At 39.1% G+C, this 22,787-nt stretch carries 34 protein-coding genes and 1 tRNA gene; 5 read left to right on the forward strand and 30 right to left on the reverse strand.

Translation table 11 applies throughout. The annotated features are described in order from the left end of the window. Positions 1-150: 150 nt before the first annotated feature. From dnaB to NSU11_RS14900, 13 genes are all read right to left on the reverse strand, one after another. The gene (dnaB, locus tag NSU11_RS14840; protein WP_335350950.1) at positions 151-1,443 is read right to left on the reverse strand and encodes a replicative DNA helicase; all 1,293 of its coding nucleotides are present in this window, start codon (positions 1,441-1,443) and stop codon (positions 151-153) included. Then, positions 1,415-1,702 carry a replicative helicase loader/inhibitor gene (locus NSU11_RS14845; protein WP_256688656.1) on the reverse strand — a complete coding sequence of 96 codons (288 nt, stop codon included), beginning with the start codon at positions 1,700-1,702 and terminating at the stop codon, positions 1,415-1,417. The genes dnaB and NSU11_RS14845 overlap by 29 nt, the downstream gene beginning before the upstream one ends. Beyond that, a complete protein-coding gene (locus NSU11_RS14850; RefSeq protein ID WP_256688657.1) occupies positions 1,699-2,553 on the reverse strand; it encodes a hypothetical protein in 855 nt (284 codons plus the stop codon). The genes NSU11_RS14845 and NSU11_RS14850 overlap by 4 nt, the downstream gene beginning before the upstream one ends. Positions 2,554-2,754: 201 nt before the next feature. Then, positions 2,755-3,459 carry an MBL fold metallo-hydrolase gene (locus NSU11_RS14855; protein WP_256688658.1) on the reverse strand — a complete coding sequence of 235 codons (705 nt, stop codon included), beginning with the start codon at positions 3,457-3,459 and terminating at the stop codon, positions 2,755-2,757. Continuing rightward, positions 3,456-4,196 (reverse strand): phage recombination protein Bet, encoded by a 741-nt coding sequence (bet, locus tag NSU11_RS14860; protein ID WP_256688659.1) that lies wholly within the window; start codon positions 4,194-4,196, stop codon positions 3,456-3,458. The genes NSU11_RS14855 and bet overlap by 4 nt, the downstream gene beginning before the upstream one ends. After that, a complete protein-coding gene (locus NSU11_RS14865; RefSeq protein WP_256688660.1) occupies positions 4,189-4,434 on the reverse strand; it encodes a hypothetical protein in 246 nt (81 codons plus the stop codon). The genes bet and NSU11_RS14865 overlap by 8 nt, the downstream gene beginning before the upstream one ends. Further along, entirely contained in the window at positions 4,431-6,413 is a 1,983-nt protein-coding gene (locus NSU11_RS14870) for an AAA family ATPase (RefSeq protein WP_256688661.1), read from the reverse strand. The genes NSU11_RS14865 and NSU11_RS14870 overlap by 4 nt, the downstream gene beginning before the upstream one ends. Before the next feature lie 101 nt (positions 6,414-6,514). Beyond that, positions 6,515-6,733 (reverse strand): hypothetical protein, encoded by a 219-nt coding sequence (locus tag NSU11_RS14875; protein WP_256688662.1) that lies wholly within the window; start codon positions 6,731-6,733, stop codon positions 6,515-6,517. Beyond that, on the reverse strand, positions 6,730-6,927 hold the full coding sequence (locus NSU11_RS14880; RefSeq protein ID WP_256688663.1) for a hypothetical protein: 198 nt from the start codon (positions 6,925-6,927) through the stop codon (positions 6,730-6,732). Before NSU11_RS14880 ends, NSU11_RS14875 begins: the two co-directional genes overlap by 4 nt. Before the next feature lie 358 nt (positions 6,928-7,285). Continuing rightward, a complete protein-coding gene (locus tag NSU11_RS14885; protein WP_256688664.1) occupies positions 7,286-7,561 on the reverse strand; it encodes a hypothetical protein in 276 nt (91 codons plus the stop codon). A 2-nt stretch (positions 7,562-7,563) separates the two neighbouring features. After that, a complete protein-coding gene (locus NSU11_RS14890; protein WP_234712496.1) occupies positions 7,564-7,821 on the reverse strand; it encodes a helix-turn-helix transcriptional regulator in 258 nt (85 codons plus the stop codon). A gap of 96 nt (positions 7,822-7,917) precedes the next feature. Then, positions 7,918-8,115 carry a helix-turn-helix domain-containing protein gene (locus NSU11_RS14895; RefSeq protein WP_061409410.1) on the reverse strand — a complete coding sequence of 66 codons (198 nt, stop codon included), beginning with the start codon at positions 8,113-8,115 and terminating at the stop codon, positions 7,918-7,920. A gap of 45 nt (positions 8,116-8,160) precedes the next feature. Beyond that, positions 8,161-8,358: a helix-turn-helix transcriptional regulator gene (locus tag NSU11_RS14900; RefSeq protein WP_256688665.1), complete on the reverse strand. Its 198-nt coding sequence runs from the start codon at positions 8,356-8,358 to the stop codon at positions 8,161-8,163. Between the two features lie 167 nt (positions 8,359-8,525). Here NSU11_RS14900 and NSU11_RS14905 point away from each other — a divergent pair, with 167 nt between their 5' ends. The 5 genes from NSU11_RS14905 to NSU11_RS14925 all read left to right on the forward strand — a co-directional run bounded on the left by NSU11_RS14905 (position 8,526) and on the right by NSU11_RS14925 (position 11,626). Continuing rightward, the gene (locus NSU11_RS14905) at positions 8,526-8,891 is read left to right on the forward strand and encodes a helix-turn-helix transcriptional regulator (RefSeq protein ID WP_256688666.1); all 366 of its coding nucleotides are present in this window, start codon (positions 8,526-8,528) and stop codon (positions 8,889-8,891) included. Positions 8,892-8,950: 59 nt separating this feature from the next. Further along, positions 8,951-9,577 carry a hypothetical protein gene (locus NSU11_RS14910; protein ID WP_256688667.1) on the forward strand — a complete coding sequence of 209 codons (627 nt, stop codon included), beginning with the start codon at positions 8,951-8,953 and terminating at the stop codon, positions 9,575-9,577. A 98-nt stretch (positions 9,578-9,675) separates the two neighbouring features. Next, positions 9,676-10,179: an ImmA/IrrE family metallo-endopeptidase gene (locus NSU11_RS14915; protein WP_256688668.1), complete on the forward strand. Its 504-nt coding sequence runs from the start codon at positions 9,676-9,678 to the stop codon at positions 10,177-10,179. Beyond that, a complete protein-coding gene (locus NSU11_RS14920) occupies positions 10,172-11,455 on the forward strand; it encodes a site-specific integrase (RefSeq protein ID WP_165379112.1) in 1,284 nt (427 codons plus the stop codon). The genes NSU11_RS14915 and NSU11_RS14920 overlap by 8 nt, the downstream gene beginning before the upstream one ends. A 98-nt stretch (positions 11,456-11,553) precedes the next feature. Beyond that, a tRNA-Ala gene (locus NSU11_RS14925) sits at positions 11,554-11,626 on the forward strand. Between the two features lie 356 nt (positions 11,627-11,982). Here NSU11_RS14925 and NSU11_RS14930 read toward each other — a convergent pair. The 17 genes from NSU11_RS14930 to NSU11_RS15010 form a co-directional block, all read right to left on the reverse strand. After that, entirely contained in the window at positions 11,983-12,786 is an 804-nt protein-coding gene (locus NSU11_RS14930) for an N-acetylmuramoyl-L-alanine amidase (protein ID WP_149126343.1), read from the reverse strand. A gap of 19 nt (positions 12,787-12,805) precedes the next feature. Next, positions 12,806-13,069, reverse strand: a complete 264-nt coding sequence (locus NSU11_RS14935) for a phage holin (RefSeq protein ID WP_024423242.1) — start codon at positions 13,067-13,069, stop codon at positions 12,806-12,808. A gap of 12 nt (positions 13,070-13,081) precedes the next feature. After that, positions 13,082-13,294: a BhlA/UviB family holin-like peptide gene (locus tag NSU11_RS14940; protein WP_008344062.1), complete on the reverse strand. Its 213-nt coding sequence runs from the start codon at positions 13,292-13,294 to the stop codon at positions 13,082-13,084. A gap of 56 nt (positions 13,295-13,350) precedes the next feature. Beyond that, positions 13,351-13,497 (reverse strand): XkdX family protein, encoded by a 147-nt coding sequence (locus NSU11_RS14945; RefSeq protein ID WP_134817523.1) that lies wholly within the window; start codon positions 13,495-13,497, stop codon positions 13,351-13,353. After that, on the reverse strand, positions 13,498-13,845 hold the full coding sequence (locus tag NSU11_RS14950) for a hypothetical protein (protein ID WP_024423243.1): 348 nt from the start codon (positions 13,843-13,845) through the stop codon (positions 13,498-13,500). It abuts the gene before it with no gap. A gap of 2 nt (positions 13,846-13,847) precedes the next feature. Beyond that, positions 13,848-15,260, reverse strand: a complete 1,413-nt coding sequence (locus NSU11_RS14955) for a hypothetical protein (RefSeq protein WP_024423244.1) — start codon at positions 15,258-15,260, stop codon at positions 13,848-13,850. A gap of 121 nt (positions 15,261-15,381) precedes the next feature. Next, complete coding sequence (locus NSU11_RS14960) at positions 15,382-15,525, reverse strand: XkdX family protein (RefSeq protein WP_034624530.1); 144 nt, start codon at positions 15,523-15,525, stop codon at positions 15,382-15,384. Beyond that, positions 15,522-15,842, reverse strand: coding sequence for a hypothetical protein (locus tag NSU11_RS14965; protein ID WP_034624531.1), 321 nt, complete (start codon positions 15,840-15,842; stop codon positions 15,522-15,524). The genes NSU11_RS14960 and NSU11_RS14965 overlap by 4 nt, the downstream gene beginning before the upstream one ends. Before the next feature lie 12 nt (positions 15,843-15,854). Next, positions 15,855-17,240 (reverse strand): hypothetical protein, encoded by a 1,386-nt coding sequence (locus NSU11_RS14970; RefSeq protein WP_024423246.1) that lies wholly within the window; start codon positions 17,238-17,240, stop codon positions 15,855-15,857. Positions 17,241-17,261: 21 nt separating this feature from the next. Further along, complete coding sequence (locus tag NSU11_RS14975) at positions 17,262-17,561, reverse strand: hypothetical protein (RefSeq protein WP_024423247.1); 300 nt, start codon at positions 17,559-17,561, stop codon at positions 17,262-17,264. 11 nt (positions 17,562-17,572) lie between these two features. Then, a complete protein-coding gene (locus NSU11_RS14980; protein WP_024423248.1) occupies positions 17,573-18,715 on the reverse strand; it encodes a hypothetical protein in 1,143 nt (380 codons plus the stop codon). Between the two features lie 13 nt (positions 18,716-18,728). Continuing rightward, the gene (locus NSU11_RS14985; RefSeq protein WP_024423249.1) at positions 18,729-19,112 is read right to left on the reverse strand and encodes a phage tail protein; all 384 of its coding nucleotides are present in this window, start codon (positions 19,110-19,112) and stop codon (positions 18,729-18,731) included. A gap of 11 nt (positions 19,113-19,123) precedes the next feature. Continuing rightward, the gene (locus tag NSU11_RS14990; protein WP_024423250.1) at positions 19,124-20,047 is read right to left on the reverse strand and encodes a YmfQ family protein; all 924 of its coding nucleotides are present in this window, start codon (positions 20,045-20,047) and stop codon (positions 19,124-19,126) included. Then, entirely contained in the window at positions 20,031-21,080 is a 1,050-nt protein-coding gene (locus tag NSU11_RS14995; RefSeq protein ID WP_024423251.1) for a baseplate J/gp47 family protein, read from the reverse strand. The genes NSU11_RS14990 and NSU11_RS14995 overlap by 17 nt, the downstream gene beginning before the upstream one ends. Beyond that, positions 21,073-21,495, reverse strand: a complete 423-nt coding sequence (locus NSU11_RS15000; RefSeq protein WP_024423252.1) for a DUF2634 domain-containing protein — start codon at positions 21,493-21,495, stop codon at positions 21,073-21,075. Before NSU11_RS15000 ends, NSU11_RS14995 begins: the two co-directional genes overlap by 8 nt. Before the next feature lie 14 nt (positions 21,496-21,509). Continuing rightward, entirely contained in the window at positions 21,510-21,776 is a 267-nt protein-coding gene (locus NSU11_RS15005; protein WP_024423253.1) for a DUF2577 family protein, read from the reverse strand. After that, positions 21,773-22,783, reverse strand: coding sequence for a hypothetical protein (locus NSU11_RS15010; RefSeq protein ID WP_024423254.1), 1,011 nt, complete (start codon positions 22,781-22,783; stop codon positions 21,773-21,775). The genes NSU11_RS15005 and NSU11_RS15010 overlap by 4 nt, the downstream gene beginning before the upstream one ends. Positions 22,784-22,787 lie beyond the last annotated feature (4 nt).

The raw sequence follows: 22,787 nt of genomic DNA on the forward strand, positions 1-22,787 counted from the left end.
TCTTTTTCGTGATTACTAGCATTTCGAGATCATAGAGTGATAGGTTTTCGAGATTTTCATTCTCACTTGGTTTATATCCGATGCGCTTCAGTTCATTGAGAAGGAACTGTTTACGCTGATTGCTATTGATTGACATGTTCATTCCTCATTTCACATTGCGGCTTCCATTTGCCGCGATAGATTTAAAAACTTCCCGTACTCTTTCACAAAGGCAACGGTTATTGTTCCTGTTGATCCATTCCGTTGTTTTGCAAAAATGATTTCAACAATGTTTTTAGCTTCGCTTTGTTTGTTGTAGTAATCATCCCGATAAAGGAAAGTCACTATATCAGCATCCTGCTCTATACTCCCTGAATCTCGCAGATCAGACATCATGGGGCGTTTATCATTTCGACTTTCTACGCCGCGTGAAAGCTGTGATAACAAGATGATCGGAACGTTGAAACTTCTAGCCATATTTTTAAGTTCTCTCGTGATCTCACCAACCTCATGGTTTTTGCTCTCAGCTTTACCAATCGGTGTGATAAGTTGAAGATAATCAATGATGACTAAATGATCTTGGTCAGGGTGATCTTTTTTTGTCTTACGGATTTTAGAGCGAATGTCTGCGACGGTTTGAGTGGGGTGATCATGAATATAAATGTCTAATTTTTCGTATTCACCCATAGCTTTGTTGGCTCTATCATAATCATCCTCACTAAAATATTTCCTTGGATTCCTCCACTTTGTCCCTTCAATACTCCCTACGCTGCTTAACATACGGTGAGTCAATTGTGTATCTGACATTTCTAGTGAAAATATGTCGGTTACTCCACCATTTTGCGCGTTATTATAACCAAGGTTGAGAGCGAATGCTGTTTTCCCCATCGATGGACGAGCAGCTACGATAATCAAATCGCTTTTTTGCCAACCACCTGTCATATCGTTCAGGTCCGGAAGGCCAGTGTCGACTCCTGTAAGATCACCATGATCTTCTTCCATGCTCATGAAAATCTCGGTTAATACATCCATTTTCGTACGAGTCTCTTTTACACCAACTTCTTGTGCTTCAATGGTTTTTTGATAAAGCTCAGTGATGCCCTCATCAGTAGGGGAGCTGGCAAATGCTAAAGCAGCACTTTGCACATCTCTAAGTCTAAAAGCCTCGTAAATTAATGTTTCATAGGTTTCAAATGAATGAGTAGATGGAACAGCGCTTGCTAGGTTGGTTAAGTATTCGAAACCCCCAACTGCATTTAAAGTGTCCCCCATAGATGCAGCGATATTGGCCATTTCTACTTGTTTACCTAGCTTGTCCACTTCCCTCATCGCGGCAAAAATTTTCTTGTGACGCTCTTCAGCAAAATGCTTAGACTCTAAAGCTGTTTCCTTGATTAGATCGCCTTCAAGGATGATGCAACCCAGTAGAAACTGTTCAGCTTCGCTGTTTCGCAAATTTTGCATTCTTTTCCCACTCTTTCTGCTGCTCTAGAAACTCGTTTTTCTCTGGTTGATGTACTTGTATCTCCGCAATAGCAGGAGGGAAACGTTTTTCAGCAATATGTTGATCAACTTTTTTTGAAACTGCCTCATACGGCAGTGCAGTTAAATGCTCTAACCAAAGCCTGATTCTTTCTTTTCCAACGGTGTCAGTAGTAAGTTCAAATCTCGGATACGCAGCTGCTACCCTGGTTAAGATGATCATCGCTTGTTCTTCAGTCATGCTAATCCTCCTCCAAATTTAATGCCTTTTTCTTTGGCGTATTGAGCTAATGCTGATAAGTTGTCTTGTTGTTTCTTAGGTTTAAATTCAGATATGTTGCTAGGTTGATTGTTTTTGGCATGCCATCGATCAAGAATGCCCTTCTCCAGATATGCAAATGTTTTAATGCCGTCCGCTCTATGTCTTGGTCGGTATTGATCAAATATCTCGTCGATCCACTTCATTATGTCTTCAAGTGGTATTTTTTCATGAATAACTCTTTCGATGGCCTGTGCATCAGCAGGAGTTATCATCAATCCACCTTTTCGAGACAAGTATTTATCTTCGATTTGTTGGAAAGGAGTTAGATCATTTTCTACTGGCGATCTCTCTTCTTCCTCTTCTTTAAATTCTTTAATTCTTGAATTCTTTAATTCTTGTTTTGGTTCTGCAATCGTTCCGCAATCGTTCTGCAATCGTTCCGTTGAAGGTTCATTAGCCGTTCTGTAATTAGAATTGTTTTGACCGTCTAAGCCTTGGTATGACTCGTATTTCACTATGGTGAATAGTGTTCCAATATCCGTTTCGCAAACGGTGACCATACCGTTCTCTACAAGTTTCTTTATGGAACGTAAAATTGTACTTTTAGATACTTTTTTTAGGGCTCTTCGTTCCTTGTAACAAAGGTCCTCACACAACTTAGAATAGGAGCGGATATACTGACCCTTCTTCAATTCAATGCCGTTAATTTTGATCCCGTCTTGATGGCTCGCTTTCAATAACAACAATGTAAAAAGTCTAAAAGTAGTAACATCATTCCAGATTTCATGATCAAATATCTTGCGATGTAGTTTTATCCATCCAGTAGACAAACAAATTCCTCCTTCCCAACTATTTGCTTTTGAGTCTGCAAATAGCGTATTTGCCTTCAATTTTCACGACTTCAAGATGCGGTTCATACTTAGCCATATAAGTGCTTATGTACATGGCCAATACCTTTTTCCGCATGTCTGGAGCTACTGATCTAGCCATCGTAATAAAACAATAGGGATAAGCTGTTTTAAAAAGCTCGCTCATTTCGGAACATAGACAACCTTTCCTGTTTGTTTTGCTATTTCTTGTTTGAATAGTTGCTCATCACTGTTTGTGTCAGATAGGTGCAACAACCATATTTCCTGCACTTTTGACAAGTCATTTGCCGCAAGGAATGTCTTTACATTCTCTAAGCTGAAATGCGACTGGATGAGCCGGTTACGCATGCTTTTATGGATGCTCCCATTTTCGATATTTGCATCCAAGATCGATTCAGAGTAATTGCACTCAACCATAATGTGCGTGAGTCCAGGAAACTTATATTTGATGTAATAGGTGTCAGTGGCAAAGAGCAGCTTGTCTCCGTCCTCATTAGCCAACAGGAAGCCATATGGCTCTGATACGTCGTGTTGAACATCAAAGGGCATAATTAGCCACGTGCCGATCCTAAACGCCTGCCGAGCTTTTACAAGATTGATTCTGTGATGATTTTCAACTCCAAGAGCTTTTGCCGTTCCATGAGACATATAAGAATCGATTCCTGAACGTAGGACATCTTTTAAAGCCTTGCAGTGATCACCATGCTCATGAGTGATGAGACAACCAGCAAAGCTCATATCGAAATCAAAAGCACGTTGCATCTCTTTGAAAGTGATACCACACTCCAAAAGGAGCGGGGTTTTACCATCAGTCACCCGATAGCAATTCCCCTTACTGCTTGACGAGATAGCTTTGATCTCAATCAAAATGGTGGCTCCTCGGATAAAGCTGAAGGTTTTGAGTCAGATGGCTGCTGCTTCTCTTCTGGCTCCTTTATCGGCTCGTCAGAAACGGTATAATCCATATCAATAGTTTCTGAATTTGCATTTTCATTTACTTCTCGAGCAACTGTTTCAGTTGTGTCAGGTGTTTCTTCGTCCGTATACATGTTTCCAAGAGAATTAGGAAAGGCTTCCCTTAAAGCATTAACAATGGCTGTTTTGCGGATCATGTTCATCGGCATCGTTTTCCAAGTTGATTGACCTTTGCTGAACTCATCAAAACTTATCCGAACAGGTGTAGGTGTTTCACGATCTTTTCGATAAACGGTGGCCCATCCACCTAACAATTTGTCATTTGGTAGTTTGATAGCACCCTCTATATCCACCATTTCACCGTCCCGTTCAACAATAATTCCTGCACGTATTCCGGCGAATTCTTCATTGTTTTCAGCACGCTTCATAAATGCTTCTTTTCCAACAATAATTTGTGCTGGCGATCCCTTAAATTTCACCAGATATGCCTCATTCAAAAATGGATTGAGTTTCTGGTATTTGCAGAGGTTGATAAACATGACCACTTCTTGATCCGTTACATCTGCATTACCGCGTACTAAATAGGTTTTCACCGTATTCCCTGTGAGTTTTACCTCTTCTCCATTCACAGCAAATACTGATGGTTTTTCCATCAATTTTGTGTTTGGATTTGATTGTTGATTACTCATCCGTATCCTCCTCATAAATAAATCTGACCTTTTTGCCTTTATGCTCTCTTAGAAATGTCTCTAGCATTTCAGCAAAATCCGTTGGACCTTTTAGGTCTCTTTCCAAAATTGCATCTTCTGGACATTCAGAGAGCGGACGAACGTCCATGACCTGTTTACCATCAATCAGAAGTCTTTCACGTCTGCAATCTTCCCAACCTATACCTGAAAGAACTTTCACCTCTACCACTTCACTCATGCGATCACCTCACAATCTACAGTCAGCAAGTTGTCATCAGTTTTAACTCGCAGCTGCTTGTCCTTCTCGGATACTATCAAGCTAATAACTTGAGCATTCACATCGATTAGATTCGTGACCGCCTCGCTGTTATCAACGAAGATCGGCGCAGAAATACCATAATGCTCATTTAACGTATTAATGATGTCTAAACCGACATTAATACGTGCCGCATTGTTCAACCCTTTAGAGTAAGGCACGCCTTCATAAAGCGTTTCACAGGTTTCTGTTAAACCGCCGTTGACTTGCTCTTCAAAGAGCTTGAAGCGGGCAAATTTGAATTTGCTGTTTATCTGTTCTTCCATAAGATTCATCTTGGTTCTGATGAACTCTTCAATAAGAAATGACTGCTGTTCTACCTCGTTATATTCATCAGCCATTTTTCGTTCTTCTTCCTTCAGCTCATCAATTCGATTGAGAGCCTTTTGAGCTTGATCGATGCGAGAAAGATCATTGCGGATCAAGGTCATTTCCTGCTGCTTCTCCTTGATCTGTTCATTAATGGCTTGCACAGTTCCACTTGTCTCCTGCTCATCTGACTGGATCTCGTTTTTGATTTTTTCGATCTCCTCGACCTTTTCTATATATGTTGGATTATTGGAGAGCGGAGCAATGGATGCTTCAGCTTTCTCCATATCTTCTTTCAGTTTTTCTAAATTTGAAGCCTTAAATTTCTCTTCCAAATTCAACTTTTGAATTTGCTCATCAACTTCATACAGCTCATTTTGCTTTTTGTCATATTCAATTCCTAATTGTTTCCCCTTATCTACTATGCGCTCTAGGGATTCACTTTTTTGTAAATTGAATTTCTCAATAGCAGCATTAATTTCACTTTCAGGAAGTGCTTGTCCGCAAGTCGGACATTCTATTTGATGATCCTCAAACGTTTCTTCATTTTTTTTAGACCATTCTTCCCGCAACTCAACACGTTCTTTATCGATTTGTGATAAGAAAGATGTTAAGTGCTCCTTCTTCGTAATCAAGTTAATGAGATCATTTTGGGTTTGAGTAAGGCTGTTTTTCGCTAGGTAGTAGGCTTCTTTTTTCTCATTCACTACTTGAAATCTTTTTGAGTCATACTCATTCATGATTTTTTGCAGATCGCCTTCGAGCTGAAGCATACGCTTTTTACGATCTGCACCTGCATCCGCTTTGATAGAGCGGGCTTCTTTCTCCATATCATCAATTGATGCCTGTATTGCTTTTAAATCTTCTTTCAACTGCTCCTGGTCAAGAGCAGTTACATCTTCAATAGATCGATTGATCTCATCAATCCTGACCGGAAATTGCTCCAGAAGTTTAGTGATCTTTTTGCGTTTTTCAGTAAGGATGCGCTTTTGCTCATCCAGACTTTTTCCATCTAAGATGGATTGAAGCTTTGACAATGAATTGCTTTTTGAAATAACGTCCTCATCAGTCACAGCACCACCGATCTCCATGAGTACGTCTAAACGCTCCTGCCACTTCATTTGTTCATTGAAATAAGAAGGAGAAGTTATCAGTTTGAAAATATCCTCAGAGATGATCTCATTGACCTTCTCAGCAAACTCTTTTTTCTTAACTGGCACGTCATTGACATAATAGTCAGTGGTATGGCCAGAAAAGACTTGCTTTGCTGATCCCCGTTTCTTGGTCCATTTCTCTGAATAGACCTTTTTCAACTCAATCGACTTTCCATCAATTAGTAAGACAGCCGATACCTCATGATCCACGCCGCTTACTGCTTTGTTATCTTTTGAGAGAGTCTTGATCTCAAAATCTTTTTTGTTTTGGCTGTCTTTATCAAAGAGCAGCCACGTGAAAGCGTCAAACAACGTTGTTTTGCCTGTAGCGTTATCACCATAGACCTTTGCGCTGTCTCCACCTGTTTCAAGGGTGAATGATGTTACACCCTTGAAGTTTGATAGATGGAGTTCTGCCAACCTGATATTTTTGGTCATGAACAAGCCTCCATTGATTTACAGTGCCAACCTGCTATAATAGGGGTTGACACTTTTATTTTCTTTTTTTGTAATTGGTTCACTTGTGGGAGTGGACCTTTTTATTTTGCATTCACAAAGGTGAAATCCAGTTGCTCCTTCAGATAGCGTTCCAAGTTATCAACTAGAATCATTTCCCCAACATTCTCATCAATGACATACTCATCATTAGAAAAAATCTCATCCCCAAAGTAGTCAGTTCCAACGACATCAACCACTTCAATTCCTTTTGGATAACCAGTAGCATTTATTTGAGTAATTATTGGATGTTCAATGTTCATGCTAAAACACCAACCTTTCTTCGGATCGCGTCGGCTTTGAGCTTTTTGAATTTCTCAAAAGCCTCTTGATTAGGGAAATAGAAGTGAGGTTTTCCGTTGTTGTCCATGAGAATGGAGCCATTTACTTTAGATAGTCTTACTTGATCGCCAGTGTGATCACTGAATGGTTGTATAACCGCTTTTTCAAAAAACATAATCTTCTTCCTCCTATTATTTATTGATGCTTATTCGCATCGTCCGACTGCGGATGGTGCATGATTTGAGGGGATGGGGTGTGTGCGTAATGCCCATCCGCAAGCCGGACGACAAGAATAAAACTTGTCGTGCTCTTTAAAGAGCGATATAATTCATATTGATCAATTCGTTATTCATGAACTAAGCAGTGAGTGTAGGAGCTTGCTGCTTTTTTCTTTGTCCTAAACCTAGTTGAGACTTTAAACGGGTTTCAGTTTGAAAATTAGAGATCTTCACATCCTCGTCATCGCGTAACTTACACATTTCCTTTACTTCCTTAGCCTTCATCAACTTGCTTGCAGTGAACATGTATTTCATTTAAATCAACCCTTTCATTTTGTTTTTTAATGATTTTGGATATGTTACTGGCGTAATCTTTGCAACTGACATCAACAATTGCACCTTTGCTTGTTTTTCATACCGCTTGATTTCTTTTAAAGATTTAGATATATCTTGATGAGTCGCTAATGCCGTATCGGTATCACCTTTCTTTAAAGCTTTCATCAATCGTTTTTGCAGTTCTTCGATGCAAATCATTTCTCTTGTTATTGCATCGTTATTGATATTTTTGAAAATCGAATTTCGTTTCTTCATCTTCATCCTCCGAACAGGGCCATGATGGCCGTTATTTGCTGTGTGACTGCCAGTGGATCAATGCCGCATAATGTTGCAATCATTGCCTCTTTTGCATTTGTCGCTTCCATCCACCGTACATATGTAGGTACATCAAGTACCTTCTGATCATTTTCAATCTTTGAGATGCAACTGCGAGAGCGGCTAAGCATTTCCGCTAACTTCTCTTGGGAAATGCCTGCTTGCACTCGGGCTTTACGAAGCACCACACCCAACTTCAAAACCTCTCCACCCCCTCTCAATGTTCCTATCTGGAACATGTTCCGAATTGGAACAGCAAATCTCATATATCCGCTGTATTCTAAGGTGGTAAATTCTTAATCATTCACTGGCTGAAAGTTGGATTCCATTTGTGACATTTGCCATTCTTCTAGAACTTCTCGTGTAAAGAAAATTCTTTTCCTTACTCGGAAGAATGGTATTTGCCGCTCCTTCACCATTGTGTAAACCGTGTCATGATGGACTCCAAGAAAATCAGCCGTTTCTTGAACACTCATAGTTGATTTTGTTGGCATATCTTATCTCTCCTAGTCATTAAATTAGATTTCTATTTCAGAAATTTATTTCCGAAAGAAATCCTTAATGTCACAGTCTAATTCTTTAGCCAAGATTGGGAGATGGTTTGCTTTAAAGGCATATTCTCCTGTCTCATATTTCATATATGTTGAGGCATTTTTGAATCCTAAAGCCCTGGCCATTTGTTGTAAATTAATTTGTTTGACATTACGTCTCGATTTGACAAATTTTAAATCTAACATATTTCCCTCCTCTCGATTTCTGTTTTAGAAATCTTGTTGTTGATTCAATAATACATTTCTAAAAAAGAAATTTCAACTGTTTTATTTCTAATTTAGCAATTTATTTTTTTCTACATTGGAAAAATGTTAAGATTTATATTGCTAATATAGAAAGTTGGTGATTAAAGATGCTGGCTGTAGGCGAAAGAATAATAAAATTAAGAGAACAAAAACAGTGGAACCAAAAAGAGTTGGCTCAAAAAATCAATATGAATGTCAGTGTAATGAACAGAATAGAAAAAGGAACACGTCCTTTAACTGATATTGAAATTGTGAAGATCGCTGAGATTTTTGGGGTATCTACAGATTATTTGCTAACTGGAAAAGATTATCGGTATGAAGCAGAACAACTTCTGAGATCAGGCAACGCGTCTACTGCTGCAAGTGATGGAAATACAGATATAGAAAAGAGAATTGAAAGAATTGAAAGAGCACTAAGACTCCAGGAAGGTCGTAAACCAGGGGATAAGCAAAATGACTTCAATGGTGATTAAATAAAAACACTTCAATTACTTTCATACTTGCATGATATTTCTTGAAGGGGGTTCTTATTTTGAAAAAGACTTTTTTTTACTTACTCATTGTTTTAATATCAACTTCTTTAGCTGCTTGTAATGCACAAAGTGCTAAAGTAAATGAATCAAATGAAAAGAGCGATAAACAGGAATCAAATGAGGGGTCATCTGCTAAGAAGAAAACTAAAAAAGAAGCAGATGGAACACGAACCGCTCCTATACCTATTAAAGAGCCAATATATTTCAACGATTACATAAGTACTTCAGATAACGAATTTGCTGCTGAATTAAAAATGAACGTAGAAGAGGTTATACGGGGAGATAAAGCATTTGATGTTTTATATGACAGGAATAGCACAGTTGATAAACCTAAAAAGGGTTTTGAATGGGCACTTGTTAAGGTCAAAGTGAAGATGACAGATTCTGAAACTGATGATGAACCTCTTCTATTCACCCCGATCCTTAACTTCGATTTTTTTACTAGTGATGGATCTCCTTACACACAGGAATTAGGTTTTGTAGCTCCACAGGACTTTAAAGGAGAAGTTTATAATGGCGGTTCTCTTGAAGGTTATATAGTGAACCAAGTGAAAAAAGGAGATGACTTTTTAATAGCTTATAAAAGTATATCTACTACAGGTAAACTATTCTTTAAAACTAAATAAAAAATGCCCTTATTGGGCTTTTATTTTTAAGCAAAAACAGAACATACGTTTCTAATTCATTCAATTGTATTCTCATTATAGAAAGGGGCTAATTCACATTGAGGTATATAAATAGTCATCTAGAAGATTGGATTGAGTCATTCCTTAGTAATATTGGCATCACTGATCCTTCACAATTAGATAAACACAAAATAGCTAATGACCTAGACATTTGGATATTTTATGTTAATGATACGAGTCATTATGTAGAGATTAACAACCTGTACACTATTTTTCTAAATAAAAATCTATCTAAAGTAGAACAATGGCAGGATTTCGCTCATGAACTTTGCCATATTGTTAGACAATCTAGCAAATTCTCTAATTTTCATCTGACTAAAACTTTATGGAATATCTATCAAGAAAGACAAGCAAATTATTTTGCTTATCATTTTTGCATTCCAACATTCATGTTAATAGATTTGGATTTACCCAAAGAACCTGAACTAGCTATCTTGAAAGTTTCTAATATTTTTAAGGTTACTCCTGAATTTGCAAGTCACCGTTTAAACCATTATTATCAAAAAATTTTTTCTCAGACAAGGAGCGTTTTATATGGCTAGCATTGAAAAAAGAGGAAGTAATTCTTTTAGATTAGTTGTTGAAACTGGATATGATGCTAATGGAAAAAGGTTAAGAAAATATAAAACTATTCGTATAGAAGATCATAAACTGTTAAAAACAAAAAGAAAATTACAGGAGTACCTCTCTGATCAGCTTTATCAGTTCAAGATGGAAGTCAATTCTGGAGAATACATAGAACCTGAAAAATTAACATTTGAATCTTTTATAGCTAAGTGGAAAGAAAAAAAGCTCTATCAAAAGAGCGGAAAACCGTATTCTCTGACAACATCAGACGTTTATTGGCGTCACTTAAAAAATCATATCCTCCCCGTTTTTGGACATATGAGGATAGAACGAATAAAGAGTTTACATATCGTAGACTTTTTAGATGATTTATCAAAGGATGGTGCGAGAAAAGATGGTAAGCCAGGGGGGTTAGGAGAAAGAACAATATTAGATATTTTTAAATTACTACAGGTGGTTTTTAAAACCGCAGCTGAAGAATGGAAGATTATCAAGATTGATCCAATGAAGGGATTGCCCTTGCCAATTAACGAGAAGAAGGAAATGAACTATTTTGAAGCTGATGAAGCTGCTCAATGTATTAAGATTCTATATGAAGAAGTTGATATTAAATGGAGACTTTATTTCTTAGCAGCGATGATAGGAGGATTGAGACGAGGCGAAGGTCTAGCGCTTGAATGGCATTTAGACGTGGATTGGGATGCTGGTGGATTTAGAATAAACCGATCTCTTTCAAAGACCATTCAAGGTAAACCGCATGTGAAAGACCCTAAGTCAAAAAGTTCAAAACGATTTGTTCAGATGCCAGATTGGTATATGAATGAATTGTCTCTATACTATCATATGTGGAAAAGAGAGAAGGAAAAGCTAAAAGATGCCTGGGAGGGTGGAGATCATCAATACATCTTTCACAGTGGGTTTGGAAAGCCCTATTACTTTACGACACCAACGACCAAATGGAATCGAATTACACAAAAGTATAGAATAAAAAATATCCGTTTACATGATTTGCGTCACACTATGGTTGCTTTATTGATGGAAGCCGGTGAGAGCATAAGTGCTATTCAAAGACGTGCAGGACACGCTAGCGCCCGAACAACATCTGATATATATGGCCATGTAACAGATGAAATGAAAAAGAGTGCAGCGAATCACTTTAACAAGTTTGATCCTAAACATCTGAGAAACACAAATTCAGAGATAGGAAATTTCCGTCCCCAAGTCGTCCCCAAGGTTAAAAATAATGCATAATACAAATTTGAGGAAGTTTTCATCAAAAATAAAAAAATAGCCTTCCCCCTTGTATTCTAAGGGGGAATTAAATATAATAATATTTGTTGAAACATCCCGGGGCATTAGCTCAGCTGGGAGAGCGCTACGCTGGCAGCGTAGAGGTCAGCGGTTCGATCCCGCTATGCTCCATACGAAAAACCATTCTTGTAAAATCAAGGATGGTTTTTTTATGTACATATCTGTTACAGTTCTGTTTGTTTTTTGTTTTTTCTTCATAACTTTATGATGCGGTATGTAATCACAGAAAGATAAGTTAGGATGAGAATGATTGTGTAGGACACAGAGAAATCGCTCGTCATTCCCTCCGTGATAAATGAAATAGATGAGCAGCACTGACAGCATGATGATCTGAAACAGTTCTTTTTTCATTTTTCTCCCCTCTTATGATATTGATTTGGTTGATTATATCACAAAAGATGTTATTTTTTGTTAGCTATCAGCAAGGTGGCATTTCCTCACTTGCTGATAGCTCTTTTACCAAATCATTACTTCTTCAGCAATTGTTCGATTTTGTTCTTCGTCTTCGGTCCGTAAATTCCGTCTGCAGCTAAGCCGTTCATGAGCTGGAACCGCTTGACCGCATTTGCCGTTTTCGGTCCATAATAGCCGTCAATCCCGTTGTTTTTTGCCCCTTTGTCTGGGTAATAATAGAGGGATGATAAGGCTTTTTGCACGGCAGTGACTTGAGGGCCTTTTGTTAAGGGCTTGGTGACTTTTAAAATGCCTGATGGCAGATTTGACGATTTCTGTTTGGAAACGGGTGCTTTGTGGCTCAAGCTTTCTGTCTGAACTGGTTTTCTTGTGCTTTTGCTGCCGGTATGTGCTGTGGCTATTCCAGCTTTAAACTGATCCCATCGTCCAAGAAGTTTCCTTGGACACTCTTTCCCGCTCCAATGTTTATGAGGCACTACATTTGATAAAGGAATTCCGAAATCTCCCATCAGCTTTCGAATGAGCCATTGGGCATTTTCAACTGCTTGTTCAAAGCTGCCGTCTGCATTTTCACAAATTTCAATTCCAATTGATTTCATATTGCCGGTGCCTCTGCCATCCCCTGCGTGCCAGCCGTTTTCGTTTAACGGTAAATGCTGATAAATCACCTGATCATCAACGGTGTAATGCCAGCTCACCCCGGTACTTGAACGTGCAACAAATGCTGCATGACTGGCCGCATTAGCACCTTTTGCACTGTTAGATGTATTATGCACTGTAATATAGAGCGGCTTCATCGTGTTTCCTGGTCTGTTGCGATGTTGTTTTGGAATCAATGCTTGAATGATTTTTACCATGTTGTTTCTCCTTCAAGTATTATTTTGTTAGCCCTCTTTGTTTCAGAGCATCTTTTTGTAATTTGCCTTTGTAGGTCACATAATTGTTTTTAAACCAAGCTATTACCGCTGTGACCATAGTGAAAATTGTAGAACCTGCCACATATAGTGCCTCACCTGCGGTTTGTACTTGCTCCTCACTAATCGGCAGCACCGTCTGTCCAAACATGACAAGCGTTTGATTGATCAGAGCAATAAAAAGAAGCACTGTGCGAATCACAGTGCCTTTGTCGAATGTTTTCATGATATTTACCTCCTATTTTAAATTCCGTTCAATTTTGTCAAGCTTGTCGATCACGACATCATACTTCTCACTAAACTTTGCTAACACATCATTTTGTGCCTCGATTTGCTCATTGAGCTTGTTTTCTCGTTCCTTTGTTGTGTTTAATACGTAAAACAGCACCCAACAAAACAACACCGCAAACGGTCCTTGTGTCATTAAATATTGAGTCAAATCCATTTCCACTGCACTCACCTACTCCCTCACTTTGCGCATCCTTAAAGGAGGCAAAATAAAAACGCCTATTCAGCGTTTGTTGGATATTCTTCTTTTGTTATTTCTTTGTATTGTTTTGGCGTAATCTTCTCGAACCGAACAAATTTTGCTACGTCTTGATTTTCATAACACTTCCATTGATAGAACAATGAAATACTACGGAACCAATCCAATTAAATGACCTCCTTTTCATTCAGCAACATGATAAGTTCTGATATTGTTTTTGATTGTTCTTCTACTCTCTTTTCTGACTCTGCCAGCTGCTGAAGCAGATCAGCATTTTGATGTTTTAATAGGTCAATTTCTGATGGTGGCAGCGGTTTTGGCTGTAAACTATCAATGTATGCTTGTGTTGCTGACTCATACCATGCCCTTTTCTCTTCATTGTATTTACCGTTGTACAAACCATCTTGAGGTCTTACATCTGTATATCCTTTTGGGATGTCTGCTTCCTCTTCAATTTCTATTTCTTCCCCTGGAAGGTAATTGAATTTTCCGTCGTATTTATATATCCATTTCACTTTCATCCCTCCTGTGCAGCCATGAATTTAAAGCCGAAAGTGATAAATTCATTTGGGTTTGTTGAATTGGAGACACTTTGTATATACACATTACCATCAGTATCAATATGTGTTCTGTGTGTTTGTGGTGTTGAACCACCACCTATACTAGATGCTACCCCTATAAAATGCATTCCCTGTATAGGACGATAACCACTTGGTAATGTAAAAGCAGGTACCTCAAAACCGATAGTACCCCCTGTAATTGAACCAATTAACTCTACCTCTCCAAATGCATTCTTATAAAATTGCACTTTTTGAGTCCCGTATTCTTTCCATCCGTTTATTATTTTTGTCGGGGACTTCCATTCTATTGGCTCTGCGCTGGTTAACAAACGTTCCCATTTTGACCATACGCCATTCGCTATTGTCTTACGCCACGTGCGGTTTAAGTTGTCAAAGCCAATTGCCTGCCCGTACGTACTTGTGCTATTACAAGTCCAGATCCCCCTTAACGCAGTACCAGGTCCATTGATTGGCGCATTTGCAGATACAAAATGAACTAAACCTCGATACTTTGGTAATATTTCATGGAAATCGTCCGTATTACTGATATAAACCTTCCCCTGTCCATTATTATCAGTAATAGGGAATGATTGAATAGCATTTAAATCTGTAGATGTGAGCTGCCTTTCCCATTCGGTCCATGTATAGTCAGTCTTCCTAATTCTATAAAAAGAGTTCAGACCATTAACTGCATCATATATAGCTTGCAGCAGAGTATTCCCATAACTGATCACGGTCATAAATGCCCTTTTGATTTCTTTTGGACCATTAAGACCAGTATTATAAACGAGATACATTCCTGTTTCTGTCATTTCGTTATAGTCGGTGGTTTCACTTATGCTTTTGTAAAAGGGTTGACCGTTATCTCTTGTTATTTTATGGAGCTGACTGTTGTTCCATTTATCTTTTTCAGCTGCTGTCGGAATCTGAGTCCAAGTGATAGATAAATGGCTAGAATTATAGTAGAAGTAATATGCATTACCTGAAGTATCTATCGCAAAACCTGTTCCAATGTTATTTTGTCCCACTGTCTGTATCCCTCTAATGGCAAATTGTGAAGGGCTATCCTCTATTCCACTGGGCGCATAAAATGTACATGTCCCTTTGTCTTTAATTGAGTCATAAATTTTTGTGCCGGCAGGAATATTTATAAGATGTACTCCGTCATCACCTGTAATTTTATACAGCTGCGACTCATTCCATTTCTTTTTTTCTACTTCTGAAGAGTGCTGTCTCGAATCATCGATATGATTAGTTAATTGTTCTGATATACCAGTGTCGTTATGAATCAGTATTTTCAACATATCGTTGAATAGATCAGCATGAGCTTTATCACTCGTTTCAAAAGAACGAGGAGTTTTTATATCCAATGTGTTCTCTCCTTTCTACAACTCCATAAATTGTTTCAATGAGATTGAGGATAATTTATGACTTAATGGTTGATTAACCTAAGCCGCCGGAATCACCTTTTTACGGTAAAAAAATAAGCCATTAGGCTTCGTATTTGTCTCCTGTTATGTCTTGATAGTCATCTGCCGAGATCCAGCCGATGCTTACATAAAATGCAATGTCCTCTGGGCCGTAACATTGCCAGTCCCAAAATTGTTTGATATCTGCTACAGTTGGAAACATCATTCTAAAGTCCCCCCTGTCTGCATAGCCAATAGCTGCGTTAATTGTTTAGATAATAAAGCATTTTGTTTCTTTAAAAGTTCTATATCACTTGGCGGGAGAGGGGCTGGTTTTAGGCTATCTATATACTCCTGTGTCGCTGATTCATACCATTGTTGTTTTTCCACATCAAAAGCTGCTTTATAAAAAGAGGGATTATTGGGTGGGGCAATTGTTGTGCATTGATCTGGAATGACATAATTACCTTCCTCATCCCTTTCGAACACTTCGATAGGTCTGACCAATTCATTTTGATGGTTGTACTCATAAACTTGTATCATACTATCACTTCCTTAATTTAATGGGACGACTGTGTCTAAATAGTAGCCAGTTACCCCACTGTTATTCACTGCATGTAAACCAGTTAGTTTTAGCTCTCCTGTCTTATATATATATAGTTTACTATGACCCGTTGTGCCTGATACTGGGACTGATACTACTATGCCTTTATCGGGTAGGCCTGTATTTGGAATACTTCCACAGATCACTTCTCTATTTGCTATCAGATGGCCCCTCAACAATAATAAGTTTCCCCATTTAACATATTGAACCGGTCTGTCTCCAATAGAGGAACCATTGGCTAATGTGACATCTAGCCACTTGACACTTTCAAAATCGGCATCAGTTACTATTTTTTTCCACCCTTTGAAAACACCGTCAGTATGAACAGTACCAAACCAATGAGTGTTGTCATAACTTCTAATAATATGAATGCTCTTTCTACCATTTACAGTTTCTAAAATATCGATATTAAACCAAGAAGAATCATTATCGACAGGCATATTTAAAACATTAGATCCAACAGCAAAGTAAAATCCGGATGGCAGCGTTAAAATATCAGTACCTATTGGCATTGAAAGTCTTAATCCCTTTGAGTTTAATAGGTTATGGTCATTGAGACGTTTCCAACCGCTCCACTCTTGTTGGGTACCTGTTACATCAGTTGTTGAACGGTTAATATAGACATCTCCTGTATTGTTTGCACCGATGACCCAGCCGTAGGTATTTTCACTAAAAACAGACAAAGCCCTCATGGAACTTCTTGTCGGAAGATCTGGATGTGCTTCATGGATGTACCATGAGTGAACTCCCGGCAATTTTATCAGCTTATCTAAAATGCTAGGATCATCTGCATTAATTCTTTCAAAAGCTTTTCCATCATCAGCAGTGATTTTAGACAATTGTCCTGCATCCCATTTGTTTTTTTCATTTTGAGTTGTCATCTGCACCCAGTTGATTCCAATGTCTTTTACATAATAGGAAAAATAAAATGCATTGCCTAATGTATCAATTGCGATTCCTACACCAATATTGTTTTGACCTACAAGCTGGAAGCCTCTTAATGCAGCGTTCCCAACAGCAGGAGAATCAACTACTCCAGATCCTCCTGGGGCATAGAATGAGCAGGCACCTAGCTCTTTAATTCCTTCATAAATACTGCCGCCGGCAGGGATATTGATCAAATGGGACCCGTTATCATTTGTCAGTTTATATAGCTGTGATTCATTCCATTTCTTCTTTTCTGAATCAGAGACGTGAGGGTTTGTATCTTCTGCATGATGATGAATTTGAGCTAATAGTTCTGTATCATTTTCAATCAAGATCTGTATCATCTTATTAAATAAATCTGCATGCGCTTTGTCACTTATCTCAAAAGAACGCGGTGTTTTTAAAACCATCTTTCTCCCCCTTATAAAGTTTTAAAGTGATTTCAACTCTTTTATATCAAGTAATATCTGTGTCATTTGTTTGGTTAAAAAGGCATTTTGCTCCTTTAATATTTCAAGGTCATTAGGTAATGGTTTTGTTTTTAGGCTATTTATATACTCTTGCGTAGCTGTTTCCTCCCATTTCCGTCTTTTGGGGTCAAATTTTGCAATATACGATTCAACAGGAGGAGGTACATCGGTAAAACCCTCAGGAATTTTTTCATGTTCATTGATGAGTTTCTCTTCACCAGGAACATAAATTAATTGATCATTATATTTATAAATCCACATTTTAGTACCTCCTATAATGTACTGAATTTGATTAAAAACGTAATGAATTCTGTAGGATTCGCAGAGTTAGAGGATAATTGTACACATACTCTTCCGTCGTTTGTAATAAATGTCCGATGATATTGTGGTATCCCAGATGTACCAAGACTAGAAGCAACCCCCACATAATAAACAGACTGTTTCGGGCGGTATCCCTCTGGAAGGACAAAAACAGGGACTTCACCTAAGGCACCATCTCTAACAGCACCGTTTATCTCCACTTCTCCCAAAGCATTTTTACCGAAACGTATAGGCAGCGCACTTGAACTATATTGTTTCCATCCATTTAACAGTCTAGGTGTGATCCATGTAATTTGTTGATCAGCTTCACTCAAATTACGTCTCCAACCTTGCCAGCCTAAATTTAGATCGAGATAATTCGTAAACATGTTGTTTTTGTTATCAATGGCAATAACCCATCCATAAGTTCCTTTATTATTACTATCAGACGAAGTGAAATGATAAAACCCTCTGGCAGATGACTCAGAGGGATTATCTTTTGCACCAGCCACAGAATAAAAGGTGCCGAATGTTTTACCAGTTTCAGATATTTTATCAAGAAGACTATCTGCTGCATCTACAGATACACGAACACCACCTGTGTCATTAGTAATTTTAATTAATTGACTTCCATTCCATTTATTTAAATCGTTTATACTCGGAAGAGGTGTCCAAGTAATAGTCGTATGCCCATGATTGTAATAAAAGCTGTATGCCTTCCCTGCTATGTCTACTGCAAAGCCTGAACCTATGTTATTTTGGCCTACTATTTGCATGCCTCTCAGTGATATATTTGACGATGATGGAGAATCTTCTACTCCAGAAGCTGCGTAAAATGTACATGTTCCTTTATCCTTAATTGCATCAAATATTTTTGAATCTGCTGAGACATTGATAAGCTGCATACCATTATCTGCAGTTATTTTATAGATTTGCGAGTCATTCCATTTTTTCTTTTCTTCTTCAGATGCATGTAAGTTCATATCTTGAGTGTGACTTGTAAGCTGTTCTAACAGTCCATTGTCGTTTTCAAGCAAGGTTTGGACCATTTCATTGAATAAATCAGCATGAGCTTTGTCACTAGTTTCAAATGTTTTCGGTGAATTTATTTCCATTAAAATCCCTCCATTAATAAATATCATCAATCTCAAAAACAAATTCGATGTCGCCGTCTTTTTGTTTGTCTGTCATGGTGCGGATGGCGGTGAATTTACCGTCTTCGTCGACAAGTGCTAGTTCGTTGATCACTTCTCCTGCCAGTTCTCCCTCGGCGATCGTGCAGGTGTAGCGGATTTTTGCTGGTTCCATGAAAGTAAACGAATCAATATTTTTTTGAACTAGTTCTTTTTTGAGTTTTTGTTCAGTGCCGTCTAGTGAGATCGGTTTTCCATCCTTCGTTCCCCCATTTCCAAAGGCCATTTTGACGACTTTTGTGAGTTTTGTTCCTTCGGCTCTTGCCTTTGCCATTTGTTGACGTGCATACAGTGTTGTTACGGTTAATTGATCAGCCATTGTGATCCTCCTTATAAATCTATTTTTTTAGAAGTTGCTGCTAGCATTTTTGATCCGTCCAGTGGAACAGATCCATCGAGAATCCAGTAATGATCCTTGATCAGTAAGCTTCCATCCTGCTCAGTTTGGACATGTACTGGCAGACGGAACGTCATCTTCTTCTTGGTTTGATGCTGGAGATGATTTTTTGTGCGTAAAGTCAATGCCGCTCCTTGCTTCGTTTCATGTACCGCTCCAGTCATGACATAGTTCATGCGATATGCTGTGTCTGACTGATGTTGAAGCGGCATTCTCATGTTTAATGAGTGCTGAAAACGAGCAGGCACATCCGTTGTCCCTCTTGTTCCGCTGAGATAAAACGTACCATTTAAGACAAATTCACCATTGAGTAAAATGGGGATATGATCGAAAAAACCCACTCTGCTGCGCAGTGTGAGCCTCCCGTGATGATCATTTTTTTCTTGTACATCAGTATGATGAAAAGCCGTGAACGTATAAGCCAAGTGTGCGGGTTTTAACGTTTCAAGTATTTCTACAATATATCTCGTGTTTTGCAAATCATCTAGGTTCACACGTAAAGCGAAGTGATAGCGATTGGTTGTGAGACGGATGACAGCACTAGGATTCTTGAGAAAGCGATTGACTGATTTCTCTAATGAAAGGTACGTGATTGGGGGAATATTTGACATCATATTGAGTAAGCGTGCCCTGCGCAGTTCAATTGAATCATCTGATTCCCGCTGCACCTTCAGCATTCTTTCCCATCTATTCAATCCCCATGTCGCTGTTAAAGGAAAGAACTGATCCGTTAAGTCGAAAATAGATTCGTCCAATCCCTCAAATTCCGGTGCCTCTGTCTTGAGCAGGTGATCAACTTCATAAATCTCTGTAAAATATGGCGGCAGGTAGTTTTTCATTTCATCCTGTTTGCTCAATAACCTTCACCTGCCTAAGACGCGGAATCTCAATGTCCTGTAATACTAAGTTTTTCGACTCTCCATTCAATAACACATCTGCATAATCTGACACACTTTCTGAATGGTACAGAATATCATTTAAGGCGGACATTCGAATGGTACTCTTTTCAAATGCGATTGATTTCAACAGTGTCTTGACCTTTTCTTCTATTTCTTTCTGAGCGCCTTCAAGGGTCCAGTCCATTTGAAGTTCGACAGCCACTTCTATGTCGATATCCAGCCATTTGGCGCTTTCAACGGTTGCTTTCGAGCCTATAGGCGCTTGTCCTTCTCCTTCACCTGGCACTGGATCGATATATTCCTGTACCCTTTTGACAAGAAGGTCTGATGCAACATCTAGATTGCCATCTGTGATGACAATTTTGACTGTCCCTTCTCCGTTCCAAAGCGGGAACACTTTCGCTCTGCCAACACCGGGCACTTCCTCAGCCCATTTTTTATAATGCGCCCTGTTGGCACTGACAGCCTCCCGCCTCGCACGTATTAAATATCGATCATATAAAGAAGCGTCATCTTCCTCCTCTTGACCTGGTATCACCAGTTCTTTCATCTTAATCGATTCAAGTCCTGGAATTGTATCAAGTGACAGCAGCGGCTGATCTGTTAATTGAACATTGCCGGCTTTACCAGGTGTCTCGCATTCTAGCGTACCATCCTTCGAATACTGGAAATAAACGTCTTCAATAAAAAAACGTGAGCCAGCTGGTATGTTGATATTGTCTGGCTGAATGACCGCTGACCAAACCGCTTTAGTGGCTGGTTTTCTTTCGATCCCTACTTCAGCAGCCCGCCGATCTAGAAACTCTCCTTGTGCTGTGTCTGCAAAGACCAGCTCAAACACTTGGTCAAGCCAAATATAAGACTGGGCCAGTTCAGCGGCAGCAGGTGCCAAGGCATTCCAAATGACGCTGTTTTCTCTTTTATCTATATCATCTGGCAGTCTGTCCAGCATTCTTTCCATTAATGCTTCGTACGTCTGTTCCTCAAACATCGCCCTCCATCACCTCCTCTATTTCTAATGTGCCCTCATCTGTGACTATCGCTAGTTTGACATGAAACGAGTCATTTTGTTTTGTGACCTCTAACTCTTCAATATGATCAATCCGTTCGTCAACGAGCAGTGCTTCCTCTAGCAGCCTTGGAATCTCCATTTCTTTGTATTCATCCGTAGCTTCTGTATCCGTCAACAGCTCCTGAATTTCAGTGCCAATGTCGTGACTGTAGATAGGATGTGCATACCGCTCTGTCCTAAGTGTCATATAAATGAATTGCCGGATTGCCTCAATACCTGAAATGGTTTCGCCTGTCAGTCTGCCAGTTTCAAAATCTATTCGATACGTTGTTGAGGTTTCGACCTCTTCATCTTCTTCTATTTCCTCGATTTCTTCCTCTGGTGAAAGTGCCACGTTCATCACCTCCCTTACAATTTGTCGATGATGTAAAAGGACTGGCCTCCTGCCATTGCAAGCACCATAATACTGTCTCCCCTTTTCAGCTCATCATCCTCACCCTTATTTAAGCGCTTCGGCCAAATCAGTAATTCTTCTGGAATGATCAGCTTATGATTTTCATTTAATCGGATGCTCAGAGGGGAAACTGCCGTGACTTCTCCGATAACAAGATCAATTGGCGATTCTGCGTCTACTGCATTCACTGCTAATCGTTTAATCGCTTCACTTAATCTCACGCTTGATCACCCTTTGGCATGGAATTTTTCTCAACAACATCAATGGTCATGGTGTGTTTCACCCCACTGAATTCATGTTTGTCTTGATCGATCCAGTAAGTTTTTTTTACGTTGATTTCAGGAATTTTCAAATAGATCGGGAGACCGCTTTGCAGCTCAGGAATTCCTAGGGCTTGGATGCTTTTGACTTCTTGTTTGACGCCTTTTTTCTCTGCCAGCCGTACTTTGGCTCTTTTTTGCAGCTGCGGCTGGTTGATTTGCCCAGTGACTGTCTCAACATGCTGTAAAATACCGTATTTATTCTGACCGGCTTTATCCTGTTCAATCACCACAATCTCGGATTTACTGCCTTTTTTCTTATTCTTCCCCTGTTCATCAGCTGACGTACGCATCTTAACACGAGTGGCTGTCTCTTCGATCGAGGTGCTGTATTGATAGCTGATGAGATTGACGCCTGATTCAATGACCCAGACGTCCTCTGGATCAGGCCAGGCTCTCAGTCCCATCTTGCCTTTAGCAGAATAGATTTGATAGTTTCTTCCTGTTTGCCGCTTCGTTTCTTTCAATGCTTTCAATATCATGTCATACAAGCTTGTATCATTTTTAAACACTAGTGATTTTATGACATGTCCTGTATTGGAGATGGAGGTCATTGGAATTTGAAAGTCAGCTCCAATCCGCCTTAAGATTTGATCTGCTCTTTGATTTGAAAAAACATAGACATCTTGGTTTTTTACCAAATATTGGAGCATATCGTATGCGGTAAAGGTCATCTTCCCTTCAACAGGTGTACGGGAAAAAACAATGCCTCTAAACAGCTCTTTTCCTTTCCATTTAAAAAGAACCGTGTCCCCTTCCGAGACACGGTAATATGTTTGACTGCCTTGCTTTGTGATAATATTTGCCTGAATTGAGCGAGGGGCTTGATACCTTTGGCCCTGAAGTGTCACACTCTCTGTGACAAGCTCATACATGGTGCCGCTTCTGATGGCAAAAAGCTCGATCAATGCC

The organism is Bacillus sp. FSL R5-0712 (genome assembly GCF_038593285.1).
GTDB lineage: Bacteria > Bacillota > Bacilli > Bacillales > Bacillaceae > Bacillus > Bacillus safensis.

What these genes read in the sequence shown, in the direction of transcription:
- dnaB (WP_335350950.1), bottom strand. Translation starts at nt 1,443, where the DNA reads ATGCAAAATTTGCGAAACAGCGAAGCTGAACAGTTTCTACTGGGTTGC.
- NSU11_RS14845 (WP_256688656.1), bottom strand. Translation starts at nt 1,702, where the DNA reads ATGACTGAAGAACAAGCGATGATCATCTTAACCAGGGTAGCAGCTGCG.
- bet (WP_256688659.1), bottom strand. Translation starts at nt 4,196, where the DNA reads ATGAGTAATCAACAATCAAATCCAAACACAAAATTGATGGAAAAACCA.
- NSU11_RS14865 (WP_256688660.1), bottom strand. Translation starts at nt 4,434, where the DNA reads ATGAGTGAAGTGGTAGAGGTGAAAGTTCTTTCAGGTATAGGTTGGGAA.
- NSU11_RS14870 (WP_256688661.1), bottom strand. Translation starts at nt 6,413, where the DNA reads ATGACCAAAAATATCAGGTTGGCAGAACTCCATCTATCAAACTTCAAG.
- NSU11_RS14875 (WP_256688662.1), bottom strand. Translation starts at nt 6,733, where the DNA reads ATGAACATTGAACATCCAATAATTACTCAAATAAATGCTACTGGTTAT.
- NSU11_RS14880 (WP_256688663.1), bottom strand. Translation starts at nt 6,927, where the DNA reads ATGTTTTTTGAAAAAGCGGTTATACAACCATTCAGTGATCACACTGGC.
- NSU11_RS14885 (WP_256688664.1), bottom strand. Translation starts at nt 7,561, where the DNA reads ATGAAGAAACGAAATTCGATTTTCAAAAATATCAATAACGATGCAATA.
- NSU11_RS14895 (WP_061409410.1), bottom strand. Translation starts at nt 8,115, where the DNA reads ATGCCAACAAAATCAACTATGAGTGTTCAAGAAACGGCTGATTTTCTT.
- NSU11_RS14900 (WP_256688665.1), bottom strand. Translation starts at nt 8,358, where the DNA reads ATGTTAGATTTAAAATTTGTCAAATCGAGACGTAATGTCAAACAAATT.
- NSU11_RS14905 (WP_256688666.1), top strand. Translation starts at nt 8,526, where the DNA reads ATGCTGGCTGTAGGCGAAAGAATAATAAAATTAAGAGAACAAAAACAG.
- NSU11_RS14920 (WP_165379112.1), top strand. Translation starts at nt 10,172, where the DNA reads ATGGCTAGCATTGAAAAAAGAGGAAGTAATTCTTTTAGATTAGTTGTT.
- NSU11_RS14930 (WP_149126343.1), bottom strand. Translation starts at nt 12,786, where the DNA reads ATGGTAAAAATCATTCAAGCATTGATTCCAAAACAACATCGCAACAGA.
- NSU11_RS14935 (WP_024423242.1), bottom strand. Translation starts at nt 13,069, where the DNA reads ATGAAAACATTCGACAAAGGCACTGTGATTCGCACAGTGCTTCTTTTT.
- NSU11_RS14960 (WP_034624530.1), bottom strand. Translation starts at nt 15,525, where the DNA reads ATGATGTTTCCAACTGTAGCAGATATCAAACAATTTTGGGACTGGCAA.
- NSU11_RS14965 (WP_034624531.1), bottom strand. Translation starts at nt 15,842, where the DNA reads ATGATACAAGTTTATGAGTACAACCATCAAAATGAATTGGTCAGACCT.
- NSU11_RS14970 (WP_024423246.1), bottom strand. Translation starts at nt 17,240, where the DNA reads ATGGTTTTAAAAACACCGCGTTCTTTTGAGATAAGTGACAAAGCGCAT.
- NSU11_RS14975 (WP_024423247.1), bottom strand. Translation starts at nt 17,561, where the DNA reads ATGTGGATTTATAAATATAATGATCAATTAATTTATGTTCCTGGTGAA.
- NSU11_RS14980 (WP_024423248.1), bottom strand. Translation starts at nt 18,715, where the DNA reads ATGGAAATAAATTCACCGAAAACATTTGAAACTAGTGACAAAGCTCAT.
- NSU11_RS14985 (WP_024423249.1), bottom strand. Translation starts at nt 19,112, where the DNA reads ATGGCTGATCAATTAACCGTAACAACACTGTATGCACGTCAACAAATG.
- NSU11_RS14995 (WP_024423251.1), bottom strand. Translation starts at nt 21,080, where the DNA reads ATGTTTGAGGAACAGACGTACGAAGCATTAATGGAAAGAATGCTGGAC.